This is a genomic window from Pseudomonas sp. GW823-FHT02C05, assembly GCF_058797595.1.
On sequence record NZ_JBXAJU010000003.1, the window covers coordinates 339135 to 352297 of the forward strand.

10 protein-coding genes are annotated in these 13163 nt (G+C 63.8%); 2 read left to right on the forward strand and 8 right to left on the reverse strand.

Annotated features, from left to right (window positions below; all coding sequences use genetic code 11):
* Positions 1-285: 285 nt before the first annotated feature.
* Positions 286-2628 carry a putative bifunctional diguanylate cyclase/phosphodiesterase gene (locus AC1RGE_RS17880; RefSeq protein ID WP_015636861.1) on the forward strand — a complete coding sequence of 781 codons (2343 nt, stop codon included), beginning with the start codon at positions 286-288 and terminating at the stop codon, positions 2626-2628.
* A 36-nt stretch (positions 2629-2664) separates the two neighbouring features.
* On the opposite strand, the gene AC1RGE_RS17885 is transcribed toward AC1RGE_RS17880, so the two are convergent.
* A complete protein-coding gene (locus tag AC1RGE_RS17885) occupies positions 2665-3096 on the reverse strand; it encodes a hypothetical protein (protein WP_011063174.1) in 432 nt (143 codons plus the stop codon).
* 202 nt (positions 3097-3298) lie between these two features.
* Complete coding sequence (locus AC1RGE_RS17890) at positions 3299-3916, reverse strand: LuxR C-terminal-related transcriptional regulator (RefSeq protein ID WP_015636859.1); 618 nt, start codon at positions 3914-3916, stop codon at positions 3299-3301.
* A gap of 145 nt (positions 3917-4061) precedes the next feature.
* On the opposite strand from AC1RGE_RS17890, the gene AC1RGE_RS17895 reads away from it, so the two are divergent.
* Complete coding sequence (locus tag AC1RGE_RS17895) at positions 4062-5720, forward strand: ATP-binding response regulator (RefSeq protein ID WP_019093110.1); 1659 nt, start codon at positions 4062-4064, stop codon at positions 5718-5720.
* Here the strand turns inward: AC1RGE_RS17895 and AC1RGE_RS17900 are convergent.
* From AC1RGE_RS17900 to AC1RGE_RS17925, 6 genes are all read right to left on the reverse strand, one after another.
* Positions 5698-6345 (reverse strand): carboxypeptidase-like regulatory domain-containing protein, encoded by a 648-nt coding sequence (locus tag AC1RGE_RS17900; RefSeq protein ID WP_026019976.1) that lies wholly within the window; start codon positions 6343-6345, stop codon positions 5698-5700. The two genes, AC1RGE_RS17895 and AC1RGE_RS17900, sit on opposite strands and share 23 nt — an antisense overlap.
* Before the next feature lie 105 nt (positions 6346-6450).
* A complete protein-coding gene (locus tag AC1RGE_RS17905) occupies positions 6451-6744 on the reverse strand; it encodes a hypothetical protein (protein ID WP_015636856.1) in 294 nt (97 codons plus the stop codon).
* Positions 6745-6973: 229 nt separating this feature from the next.
* Positions 6974-7285, reverse strand: coding sequence for a hypothetical protein (locus AC1RGE_RS17910; protein WP_019093113.1), 312 nt, complete (start codon positions 7283-7285; stop codon positions 6974-6976).
* A 347-nt stretch (positions 7286-7632) separates the two neighbouring features.
* The gene (locus AC1RGE_RS17915; protein ID WP_015636854.1) at positions 7633-10053 is read right to left on the reverse strand and encodes a glucose/quinate/shikimate family membrane-bound PQQ-dependent dehydrogenase; all 2421 of its coding nucleotides are present in this window, start codon (positions 10051-10053) and stop codon (positions 7633-7635) included.
* A 117-nt stretch (positions 10054-10170) separates the two neighbouring features.
* Complete coding sequence (locus AC1RGE_RS17920; RefSeq protein WP_011063168.1) at positions 10171-11544, reverse strand: carbohydrate porin; 1374 nt, start codon at positions 11542-11544, stop codon at positions 10171-10173.
* 227 nt (positions 11545-11771) lie between these two features.
* Positions 11772-12974: a benzoate/H(+) symporter BenE family transporter gene (locus AC1RGE_RS17925; RefSeq protein WP_401261245.1), complete on the reverse strand. Its 1203-nt coding sequence runs from the start codon at positions 12972-12974 to the stop codon at positions 11772-11774.
* Positions 12975-13163 lie beyond the last annotated feature (189 nt).

Here is a 13163-nt window from a genome sequence, read left to right on the forward strand (position 1 = left end):
TGGGGGTTTTTGCGAAGGGATTCAAGCTCACTTGAAGGGGCTGTTTGACATGGGTTGTCAATAAAATGACTGCGATGTCACCTGTTTTATTGCGTGATCTTGTGTAATTTGAGGATTAATCTGATTGCCCGGAATGCCGGAATGAAGCTGGCATTTATTTGACGCGCGCATTCAGCTTCTCAGAGGGATGGGTATGAAGAAGGGATTTTTCAGCTTCCGGCAGGGGTTATCCGCGTTGGCCTTTTCAAGGCCCGCCGGGGACTTGGAGCGACTGAGAGCAGCCTTATGAAGTGGCGCCGAACCTTTCAGGCAAGGATTGTCGGGGTGCTGGCGCTATTGCTGTTGGTATTGATTGCCGCGGTGTATTTCGCGGTCAAGACCGCCACTACCCAAGCGGTGGAGCGCCAGGCGCAATTGCAACTGAAGATCGGCACCCGGGTATTCGAACGGCTGCTGGACTTGCGCGGTCGCAACCTGCAGTACGGTGTCGACTGGCTGGTGGTGGATTCCGAGTTTCGCCGGGCGGTGCTCAGCGGCAAGCCGGTGGATATCCTTGCCGCCCTGGCCCAGCATAGCGGCGGCATCCGTTCCAGCGAGATGTTCGTGCTCAGCCCCGAGGGCCGGGTCATCGCCAGCACCCTGCCGGTGATCGCCCGGGACCAGCACTTTCCCTACGACCAGGCCCTGCGCCGGGCCATGCGGCACAACACCCACATGCTCTTCGTCGCAATCAAGGGCCGGCCCTATCTGCTGGTCCAGGGGGAAGTGCTGGAGTCGCTACCCATCGCCCGGGTAGTGATGGGCTTTCCCATGGATGAGCTGTTTGCCCAGGAACTGCGCTCCATGAGCAACCTGGAAGTGTCGTTTCTGACGGTCGATGGTCAGCATCCCGGCGAGCTGTTCAGCACCCAGCCGGAGTTCTTCTGGTCGCCCATCATCAATGTCCTGGCCGACTCCCTGTGGCAATCCCTGCCGCAGTTGAGCGAGACCCATGGCCAGCGTTTCCTCAACCAGGCCTTGCAACTGGCCAATACCGGGGATGCCGGCGATCCGCGGGTCATGGCCTTGCTGCAAAGCCCCCTGGAGCAGGCGTTGCAGGCCTTTGCCCCGCTGGACCGGGAGTTCATGTGGATCGCCATGGTGGCGCTGGTGGTCTCCCTGGTCTGCGCCCTGCTGATGGCGCGGCGGGTATCGCGGCCCCTGGAAGACCTGGCCCAGGCGGCAAGACGCATCGGTGCCGGTAACTATCAGGCCCCGGTAACCATCAAGCGCAGCGACGAGTTCGGGGTGCTGGCAGATGCCTTCAACGCCATGCAGAGCGCCATTGCCACCCGCGAACGGCAACTGGCCCACAACGCTCTGCATGATCCGCTGACCGGGCTGCCGAACCGGGCCCTGGCCATCGAACGCCTGACCAAGGCCATTGCCGCCCGGCGCAATGTGGTGCTGCTCTACCTGGGCATCGACAACTATCGGGCGATCAACGAAGGCTTTGGCACAGAAGGCCTGGACCAGATGATGGGCGAGCTCAGCCGGCGCCTGCGGGAAGTATTGTCCCAGGGCGATACGGCGGCCCGGATCACCGCCAGTGAATTCCTCCTGCTGCTGGAGAACACCGAACTGGACGGGGCCATGGCCATGGCTGACCGGCTGCATGACCTGCTCAGCCGGCCGCAACTGATCCAGGGCGATGAGGTGCGCCGGCAGATCTGCATGGGGATGGCGGTGTACCCCGCCGACGGCAAGTCCGCCGAGGAGCTGATCAGCCGCGCCGCCATCGCCCGCCATGATGCTTCGCTCAAGCCCGGTTACTTGCAGGTCTACCAGCAGGACCGAGACCTGGCTCACCAGCGGCAGATCAGCCTGATCCGCGACCTGCGCCGGGCGGCCGCCGAAGGTGAGCTGTTCCTGTTGTACCAGCCCAAGCTCGATCTGCGCCGGGACTACCTGCACCAGGCCGAAGCCCTGCTGCGCTGGCAGCACCCGGTGTTCGGCGTGGTCTCGCCGGCGGAATTCATTCCCCTGGCCGAGCGCACCGGCAGCATGCACAGCCTCACCGCCTGGGTCATCGAAGCCTGTATCCGCCAGCTGGCGGAGTGGAACCGCCGGGCCCTGCCCGTACGCCTGTCACTGAACATCTCGGCCAGCGACCTGGAGGACGACGGCCTGGAGGTACGGGTCAGCGATTACCTTGAGGGCTATCAGGTGGCAGCCGAACAGTTGGTGTTCGAGATCACCGAGAGCGCCATCATGCGCGACCCGGAGCAGGCCCTGGCCGTGCTGCAACGCTTGCGCGGCTGCGGCATCAGCCTGTCGGTGGACGATTTCGGTACCGGCTATTCATCCCTGGCGCAGTTGCAGCGCCTGCCGGTGCAGGAACTGAAGATCGACCAGTCGTTCATCCGCAATCTGGATGAAACCAGCGGCGATGCGGTGATCGTGCGCTCCACCATTGAAATGAGCCACAAGCTGGGGCTCAAGGTGGTGGCCGAAGGCGTGGAATATGAGCATTGCCTGAAATTGCTGGAAAGCTGGGGCTGCGACACGGTGCAGGGCTATCTGATCAGCCGACCGTTGCCGACCGAGGCCTTTGAGCGCTGGCTGGTGAACTCCCGGGTGTCGAGCTGAAAGCTGGATGGCCGAGGGGCCATCCAGGGGGCGCGCTCAGGGAGCGGCGGACTCGGCCTTGGTCAACAGGCTTTGCAGCTCCGGCTCTATGCCTTCCTCACTGAGGTTGTCCATGATTTCCAGGATGCAGGGCGCATAGCGGGGCTCGATGGCCGCTTCCGACCAGTCCAGTTCATAGATCGCCATGACCCTCACGTCCAGGTAGGGCGAATCCACCAGCAGGCGTTTCAGCAGCTCAATGGCCGGCGGGCTGCGCAACTCTCCCAGGGACACCGCGCAGCGGTGCTGCCAGTACTCGGGGCGCGACAACAGGGTTTCGCCGAGGCGTTGCCATTGCGCCGGGGTAAAGGCGTGGAGGACTCCCTTGGCCACCTGCTCGGTGGTGTATTCGTTCCAGTTGGCGGCTTCCGAGTCACCGAACCAGTGGTGTAACCGTTCAAACAACTCATCACGCTTATCCGTACTCATGATGTCTTTCTCCTGCGAGGGCGGTCGCGCCAGCACGCTGTTCCTGGCGTGCCGCCCAATGCCATGGCGTTTATACCGGCGTGCCAGAACCGATGCTGCCTCATTTGCGCAGGGCTTCCCAGCATTAACGGCGCGCGCTGACCAACCGTGTCTTGGCATTCTGGTGCAGGCCGCCCGATAGCGCGGCCCCGATTGTCCCGGTTTACCAGGTGCCGGCGAACTTCACCGCCGCCGCGGCGCGTGACGGCACCTTGAGGGTATGCAGCAGGGAAGACACGTGGATGCGCACGGTGAACGGCGAGATATCCAGCTCTCGGGCGATTTCCTTGTTGGTCTTGCCCTGGGCGATCAGGCGCAGGACTTCCTGTTGCCGGGTGGTCAGCTGGCTCACTTCGGCGCAGGCGTCCAGGGGCAGCAGCAGGCCGGAAGGCGCGTACTTGACCACCACGTCGCCTTCGCGGATGGCCTGAATCGCCTGGCCGATCTCGTCCGGGCTGATGCTCTTGCCGATGAAACCGTCGGCCCCGGCGGCCATGACTTCGGCGATCAGGTCCTGGTTGTCGACCATCGACACCACGATGATCGAGGTGCGCGGCAATTGCTGGCGCAGGCCGGCAATCATGCTGACCGAGGTCAGGCCGGGAAAGCGCAGGTCGAGAATCAGCGAGTCCGGCTCCTCGCCGCTCTCGGCCAGGGCCATTACCGCAGCCAGGTCGCCGGCCTCTTCGAGCACGGCATCGGGCAGCAAGCGCTGGATGGTGCGCAGCATGCCTTCGCGAAACAACGGGTGGTCGTCGGCGACGATAATCCGGCATGTCATGTTTGAAACTCCTTGAAACATCCAGTCCTGTGGGCATGCTAACTTGGCGCACGGCGTTGTAACTGCCCGCTGGTCGTGTCCGATGGGCCAGTTTGCCGAACGGCAAAAGACCACGGCAGCGCATATTGCACAAGGAGGTGATTGCATGAAAGTTGAGAAAGACAGTGAACTCGATCAGGCCACCCTGCGGATTATCGTCGCCGGATGCGCCCTGGTCTGGTTTGGCGTGATCGGCTTCCTGCCGGGGCAGGATGTGGATCCCTACGTGCCGGTGATGATCTACATTTCCCTGTTCATGCTGGGTTCGATCGTGCTGCGCATGGCCATTGCCCGTTGGCCCGGGCACTACCCGGCGCGGCGCATCCTGGGCATGGTCTATGACTACACCGGCACCTGTTACGGCCTGGTGGTAGGCGGCGAGGGGGCGCTGCCGATCTATGCGGTGATGGTCTGGGTCAACCTGGGCAATGGCATGCGTTTCGGCTCGCGCTACCTGGCCATCGCCACCGTGCTGGCGCTGTTCGCGCTGTTCATGGTCTACCTGCTGACCCCCTATTGGCAGGCCCAGCCCTACATGGTGCTGATGCTGATGATCACCAGCACGGTGATCCCGGTGTACGCCCACATCCTGCTCAAGCGCACCCGCCTGGCTTCGGAAGAGGCGATTGCCGCCAACCTGGAAAAGTCCCGTTTCCTGGCCCAGGCCAGCCATGACCTGCGCCAGCCGATCCACTCCATCGGCCTGTTCACCGCCTGCCTGCGCGAAGCCAGCCTGGGGGTGGATGAGCGGCGCCTGGTGGACAACATCGATCGTTCGCTGCTCAACGTCTCGCAGCTGTTCCGCTCGATCCTCGACCTCTACACCCTGGACAACGGGCGAGTGCAGCCCAAGTACGAAACCGTCCACCTGGGCGAACTGCTGCGCGACCTGGTGCGCCAGAATTCCGAGGCGGCGCGCTGGGCCGGTGTCGAATTACGGCTGCGGCCCTGCGCCCATTGGGTGCGGGTCGATCCGGGGTTGCTGGCGACCATGGTGCAGAACGTGCTGTCCAACTGCTTCAAGTACGCCGCGGAACGACCGGTGCTGATTGGCGTGCGCCGGCGTGGCCAAGGCCTGGCCATTGTCATCTATGACCAGGGCCGGGGGATTGCCGAGGAGCATCTGCCGAAGATCTTCGATGAGTTCTACCGGGTTCGCCAGGTACGGGACAAGGACGTCGAAGGCGTCGGCCTGGGCCTGTCCATCGTCAAGCGCCTGGGGCAGATGACTGACCTGCAGGTGGCGATTCGTTCGCGGGTCGACCACGGCACCACGGTCAGCCTGCACGGCCTGTCACTGGCCGCGCCACAGCGTTTGCACGGTCGTGACGAGGCGTTGCAGAGCGGCTTGCTGACCGGGCTGCGGGTCTGTCTGGTGGAGGATGACCGTAACGTGCTGCTGGCCACTTCGGCGCTGCTGGAGCGCTGGGGCTGCGTGGTCCAGGCCGAATCGAGCGGGGAGAACCTGCTGACCGATTGCGACATTATCGTCGCCGACTATGACCTGGGCACCCGGGCCTCGGGTATCGAATGCATCGACAGCATCCGTCAGCAGCGGGGCTGGGAAGTGCCGGCGCTGATCATCACCGGGCACGACATCGAGAAAATCCACGCCGCCCTGCACGACCGCAACATCGCCATACTGTCCAAGCCGGTGCGGCCGGTGGAACTGCGCAGCACCTTGCGAGCCCTGCGCGAGGCACCGCTGGTGCCTGCCCACAGGGCTGCGGCGCCAGAGACAGTTACCAGGTCCGGCACGGGATAAGCAGGGGGTAGTTGGTCATGGTCAGCTTCTTGTTCTCGCCGCTGGCCAGTTCGACGAAGTCATCCAGCATGCCCGAGTACGAAGAGATCGAACTGCGCTCGGTGTAGTAGTGGGTGGTCACCGGCCCGTAGTTGGTGTTGCTCTGGCCGGTGCCCACGTACTCGTTCCAGCGGCTGGTGCCGTACACCATATCGTGGCCCTGGACGAAGTAGCGGCCCGGTTGCAGCCCCGTGAACTGGAAGATGCCGTTGCCGTCGGTGCGGGTCACCCGGTGCACGGCCAGGGCTTCGGGGACCATGCTCACCGGTGCGCCTTCGGGTTGGGACGCGCGCAACTTGTGCCAGGCCTGCAAGTGCGGGGTGGCCGGGTAGAGATAGATCTCGACGTTGCGGCTGTCTTCGATACCGTCATTGCCGACGATACAGAACTTGCCGGTGAGCGTTGCGGTGCCGGGTTGCAGCGCGGCGCGCGCGGCCTGGGTGTCGAAGGGCTCGTCGGGGTACTGCACGGTGGGAATCTTGACTGGCGGGTATTCGTCCAGGGTTCGCCCTTGGCGCGGCGCGCAGGCAATCAGGGTACAGGCGAGCAGGGCCAGGCCTGTCACCATGAAGAGACGGGGTTTCATCAACTCAGGACCTTTTCAGGAGGGAGCGGTGCTCGCCCGACGCTGTCCCGCTGCTACACCGGGGCAGCCCGTCGCGGCGAACCTGGTTGGCCAGGGGCTAGCGGTTTATTGCTTGCTGCACTCGGCCGGCAGCGCTACTGCTCCACCCATGGTGGCGAAGGCGACCATGCCGCCGCTGGGCAGTACGCAATTGTATTCGCCGGCACTGGTGCTGGCGGTGAAGTAGGTCTGGGACGCGTCGCTGCGCACGTTGGAAACCGTGGAAACCGGCTTGCCAAGGGTGATCTGGGCGCGGTTCTTGAGGTCGTCGTTGCTCGGTTTGGCGATGGCGCAACCGCCCAGGGCGAGTGCCAGGAGGCTGAGCAGGGCAACGGGGCGGAGGCTGGACTGGAGTTTCATGATGAATCTTCCTTGGTGTTGTTGTGTTTTCAACGGCGCAGCCGCTCCCGACACCGCAGGCTGGCAACGGTGGGGAGATCAGATGGTTGCTCGGCACTATAGCCCCGGGTTGGGGGAGGGTCGATTAGCACAAATGGGCTAATGTCGCTTTGCAATTACGGGACTGCTGGGCAGGCGAACAGGGCCGCTTGAGAGGGCCGGCGAGGCGCCGCCGGTCCTGGAGCCGGGGTCAGGTCAGCAGTTGTTCCTGCAGGCGTCGGCCCAGTACGTCCAGCAGGTCGCAGCCATCGCGCAGGGGGATGACGCACAGCTGGGCGAAGTCCTGGAGCAGGGCCGGGTTGCTCTGCAGGTTGTCGTGGCTGGCGATGTTCTCCAGCAACTGGGTGGCCGCGCGGATGCGGTGTGCGGCGGCTTCGTGGAGAGCGTCCAGCGGGGCCTGGGTGTCCACCAGCAGGGCGGGGATGTTGTAGTCGTTGCTGGTGAGGGGCATGTATTGCTCCACGGCTTTGTCCAAAGTGCAGGCTACAAACAGGTCAGGCATTTGCTGGTGCTTTGCGCGCCTGACGATATGGGGGGCTTCCACACCCCTGTCACTGAGTTTTCAATGACCCCCAGACCTTAAGGGCAGAGCCCTTGAGGGGCAAGGTGATGCGATGGGACGTGAGTTGTAGGAATTTTCGGTGACCGTCCTTTGATGGGCTGCCGGTCGAGCAAGATGGAATGACAAGCCCCTTGTAGGAGCCGGCTTGCCGGCGAAGAGGCCCGCAAGCCATGCAGCGCCCGGGCCCGCGTCTTCGCTGGCAAGCCAGCTCCTACGCAGAGGGCGAACGGCACAAAAAAAGGCGGCTACCAGAAGGTAGCCGCCTTTTTCATGCCTGCCGGTAAAGCTTATTCCGACAGTTTGTAGGCAATGATGTAGTCGCCCATCTTGGTGCCCAGGGAGCCGTGGCCGCCCACGACCACCAGCACGTACTGCTTGCCATCCTTGCCGGTGTAGCTCATCGGCGTGGCCTGGCCACCCGCTGGCAGGCGGGACTTCCACAGCTCCTTGCCGTTCTTCACGTCATAGGCGCGGATGTACTGGTCCAGGGTGCCGCTGAGGAAGCCCACGCCACCACCGGTAACCATGGAGCCGCCCATGCTCGGCACGCCCATCGGCAGGCCGATCGGGATTGGCGAGCTGTCACGGCTGGTGCCGTTCTTGTGCTTCCACACCACCTTGTTGGTGGTCAGGTCGATACCGGCCACGTAGCCCCAGGCCGGAGCCTGGCAAGGTACGCCGAGCGGCGACATGAACGGATGCATGATCACCGCGTAAGGCGCGCCGGTGTTGGGTTGCACGCCCGAGGTCTCGCTTTCGCGCTTGCTCCCGGCGGCCACTTCGGCACGCGGCACCAGCTTGGAAACGAAGGCCATGTAGTTCGGGCTGGTGAACAGCAATTGACGGACCGGGTCCAGCGAGACGCTGCCCCAGTTGAACACGCCCACGTTGCCCGGGTAGATCAGGCTGCCCTGCACCGATGGCGGGGTGTACTGACCTTCATAGCGCAGTTCCTTGAACTGGATGCGGCACAGCATCTGGTCGAACGGCGTCGCGCCCCACATGGCTTTCTCGTCCAGTGGCGGCGGCAGCAGGTTCAGGTCCGAACGGGCCTGGGTCGGTGCGGTGTGGTCGCCTTCGACTGCGCCGGTCGGGGCCGGTACTTCACGGATCGGCACGATCGGGGTGCCGTCGCGACGGTCCAGTACGTACAGGCTGCCTTGCTTGGTCGGCTGGATCAGCGCCGGCTTGACGCCGTCCGCGGTCTTCATGTCCAGCAGAGTCGGCTGGCTGCCCACGTCCATGTCCCACAGGTCGTGGTGGGTGAACTGGTAGTTCCAGCGCAGCTTGCCGGTGTCGATGTCCAGGGCCACGGTGCCGGCGCTGAATTTCTCGGCGCCTGCGGTGCGGTTGCCGCCCCACTGGTCAGGCATCTGGTTGCCCAGTGGCAGGTAGACCATGCCCAGTTTCTCGTCGACGCTGGCCAGGGACCACATGTTCGGCGAGTTGCGGGTATAGGTCTTGCCTTCCGGCAGCGGAGTGGTCTCGTCCGGGTTGCCCGAGTCCCAGTTCCACACCAGGTGGCCGTCGTGCACGTCGAAGGCGCGGATCACGCCGGACGGCTCGTTGGTCGACTCGTTGTCGGTCACGTGGCCGCCAATGATCACCAGGTTACGGGTGATGGCCGCCGGGGAGGTGGAGTAGTAGCCGCCCGGGGTGAATGGGCCGATACCGGCCTTCAGGTCCACGGCGCCCTTGGTGCCGAAGTCTTCACAGACCTTGCCGGTGTCGGCGTTGATGGCGATCAGGCGCGCATCGGCGGTAGGCAGGAACAGGCGACGCGGGCAGCTGGTGGCGATGGCCTGGCCCGCGGGGGACAGGGTGGCCGGCTGGCTGATGGCGTCGGCGTTCTTGAAGTTGGCTTCGTCGTAGTACGACACGCCACGGCAGGTCATGTGTGCCCAGCCACGGAAGTCGTCACCGTTGGGGCCCTGGATCTGCGGGTCGAAGCGCCAGATTTCCTTGCCGGTATCCGGGTCCAGGGCCAGCACCTTGCTGTGGGCGGTGCAGGCATAGAGCTTGCCGTTGACCTTCAGCGGGGTGTTCTGGTTGGTGATTTCCACCGGGTCCTTGTCGGTCGGCATGTCGCCGGTGCGGATGCGCCAGGCTTCCTGCAGCTTGCCGATGTTGGCCGGGGTGATCTGCTTCAGCGGCGAGTAGCGATCGCCGAACTCGGTGCGGCCGTAGGCCTGCCATTCACCGTCGGGGATGGCCGGCGCGGTGCTGGTCATGTCCGCGGTGTCGCGGCCCAGGTCACCGGAGATTTCCCCGGGGTTGGTGAACTGGCTGCCAATGGCGGCGCCACCGGCCAGGACCACGGCCACGCTCAGGGCAGCGGTGCCCAGCGGGGCCGGGCCATCGCGCAGCAGCGGGCGACGGAACCAGGGCAGCAGCAGGACCACGCCGAGGGCGAACCACAGCGACAGGCGTGGCACCAGTTGCCACCAGTCCAGGCCGATTTCCCATAGCGACCAGACGGTACTGGCGAACAGTACCAGGGCGTACAGGCCCAGCGCCGCGCGTTTACCGGCCAGCAGCAAGAGGCCGGTCAACGTCAGGCCGATACCGGCCAAAACGTAGTACAGCGAGCCGCCGAGCATGCTCAGCTTGATCCCCCCGGCCAGCAAGGCCAGGCCCATTAGCAGCAGCAAGATCCCGAGCAGGCTTGGCAGCAAGCGGCTCGGACTTGAAGCACCCTCAGTGCTCATAGTGTGGTTCTCCGTGACGTTTAGAGTGTTCCCGCGCATGTTCACTGTAGATGACGATCAGGCGCGGGCTTGGTTCAGCTGAAAACTGTGAATGGCGTCGTTGTGTGCCTGTCGGCCTTAGAACGAACTCTGGATCTTGATCCCGCCGATCAGGGCGTCGTCCACCCGGCTCACGCCGCCGGGGTGGCGGATGTATTGCAGGTTGGGGCGCACGGTCAGCCAGTTGGCCAGGTGCACGCCGTAGTACAGCTCGGCGCTGTATTCGGTGTCCTGGGGCGGCAGGTAGCTCGGGTTGTCGTAGTCGTAGAGCGCCCGGGCCTGGTTGCTGGCCTGGGCGTTCTTGCGGTACGCCGGGTTGACATGGACCCGGGCCAGGGCAAAGCCGATGTCATCCTTGGCCCGGGCATCGAACAGCCCCTTGTAGACCAGGCCCGCCTGGACATAGTTGTCGATGGCGTTGGTCTTCTTGTCGTGGGCGGTGACGTTGGCGAACAGGCTCAGGCCGCGGGAGTGGTCGCTGGCCTGGCTGGTGACCTGCTGTTGCGCGCCCAGCCACAGGCCGTGCTTGCTGGAGCTGCTGCGGTAGGCCTCGCCGGTCAGGGCTGCAGGCTGGCCATTGCCATCCTTGTAGACGTCGCTGGCCTTGGCGCTGCTGTAGTAATAGCCGGCGCGGTACTCACCGGCCAGGCCGTTGAGTTTGGGTGTCCACACCAGTTCCACTGGCAACAGTGTGCCCTGGGTGCCGCTGCCGCTGAGCTTGAAGCCGTTGTCGCGATCGAGGTTCGAGGGGTTTTGCTCATAGGCACCGATCTGTGCGTAGAGCTCGGCGTTCAGGTGGTACTTGACCCGCAGGGCCCACTGGCTGACCGGCCAGTTGTACCAGACGCTGCCGGCCCAGTTGCCCACCTGGGAGCCGCAGAACGCCAGGTTCTGGAAGTCGCAGGGAAAGCTGTTGAAGTCTTCGCCCTGGCCGAAGCGGCCGGCCTTGATGTCGAGCTTCTGGTCGAAGAATTTCTGCTGGTACCACATTTGCGTCAGGCGCCAGGTCTGGCCGCGGCCCCAGACTTCCTGGGCCGAGGTGAAGCCGCCGACCCGCGGGTCGTTGATCCGGTCGTTGCTGATGTTGTCGCCGTCGCGCTTGGTCACCGTCAGTTGGAATTCGGCGTCGTCCCAGCCGAGGATCTTCTGCAGGTCCAGGTGGCTGCCGAAGGCAAACTGGTCGCTGTAGCGCGCGGTGCGGTCGTGGTCGTAGCCACCGTGCAGGTTGGCGCCCATCTCGCCGACGTAGTCGATCTTGAAGTCGTAGCCTTTGTTGGCCAGTTCCGTGCGGGTGCCATTCCAGTCGCCGAGCATCCATGGTGAGTCACTGTCGAAGGCCGGTGCGGCCTGGGCGCAGGCGGCAAATCCAAGGGCGCCGAGCAGGCTCAGGCTCTTGGGCAGGGCGACGGAAGTCAGGACAGCGCTGTCTTTTAAACGCTGAAAAGTGGGCATAGGCATTCGGATAAGGTCTTTTTCTAGGAATAGGCAGAAGCAAGGGCATGGCGCGTAGCATCGATGCAGGTTGATCGAGAACGGCAGGCCACTGATTTCAAAGGGAAAGATGAAACGGTTCAGCTTTATTAGGGGGCTAAGGATAAAGCGCCGTCTCCGGGAGAGAAAGCGCTTTTATTGACATGAACAGTTTCGCAATCGGTAACAGTTCCCGGCCCGGGCTCTGCTCAGCGTGGGGCGCTGGCCTGGGCGAGGCTGGGTTTGTGCCGGGTGTGGCTCAGAGCAAAGTGCGCCACCAGGCCGAAGATCAACCCCCAGAACGCGGCGGCCAGGCCCAGGAAGCTCATGCCCGATGCCGTGACCAGGAAGGTGATCAGCGCCGCTTCACGCTGTTTTTCGTCGGCCATGGCGCCGCTCAACCCGGCGCTGATGGCGCCGAACAGGGCCAGGCCGGCCAGTGCCGCAATCAGTTCCTTGGGTAGGGCGGCGAACACCGAGGCCAGGGTCGCGCCGAAAATCCCCATAAGGATGTAGAACAGGCCGCAGGCGATCCCGGCGATGTAGCGCTTGTCCTTGTCTTCATGGGCTTCGCGGCCGGTGCAGATGGCAGCGGTGATGGCCGCCAGGTTGATCCCGTGGGAGCCGAACGGCGCCAGCAGTGCCGAGGTGATGGCTGTCCAGGAAATGATCGAGCGGGCCGGGGTGTTGTAGCCGGCGCTGCGCATCACCGCCATGCCCGGCACGTATTGCCCGGTCAGGGTGACCAGGGCCAGGGGCAGGCCGATGTTGATGATGGCGTGCCAGCTCCACTCGGGAGCGATGAAGATCGGCTGGGCCATCGCCAGGGTGATGGCACCGCCATTGAGTTCGCCCAGGCCTGCGGCCATCGCGCAGCCCACCAGCAGCACCGCGAGGATCGCGTAGCGGGGTGACAGGCGCTTGCCCAGCAAATAGGCGGCGATCATCGCCAGCACCAGGGCCGGTTGCAGGCTGACCGAAGTGAACAGGCCGGCGCCGAAGCGGAACAGGATGCCCGCCAGCATGGCGGCGGCAATCGCCTTGGGCAGGCGGCTCATGAGCTTGTCGAAGGCCCCGGAAAGCCCGACCAGCGCGATGAGCAATGAGGCCACTATGTAGGCGCCGATGGCCTGGGGCAGCGACACCGTGGGTAGCATCGACACCAGCAGCGCCGCGCCGGGGGTGGACCAGGCGGTGATCACTGGCACTTTCAGGCGCCAGCTCAGCAGCAGGCCGGTGAGGCCGCTGCCGATGGAGATGGCCCAGATCCACGATGACACCTGGTCGCTGGGCAGATGGGCTTCGCGGGCGGCCTGGAACACGATGATCAAGGGGCCGGCGTAGGAAATGATCACGGCGATCAGGCCGGCGATCACGGCGGAGAGGGACAGGTCCTTGCTGAGACTGTGCATGGCATCTCGACTGGGCATGGGTGGGAGGGATTGAGTCGATTGGGTTGGTGCTGCCTGAGTGTATTTCAATGAATTGAATCGATTCAATTGTTTCTCGGGATGGCTGTACCGAAGCTGGCTGTGTTTTGTTGGTAAGTTAATGATTTATAAGAATTTATAGATAATATAAAAACTTTTTAGCGTTTTTTA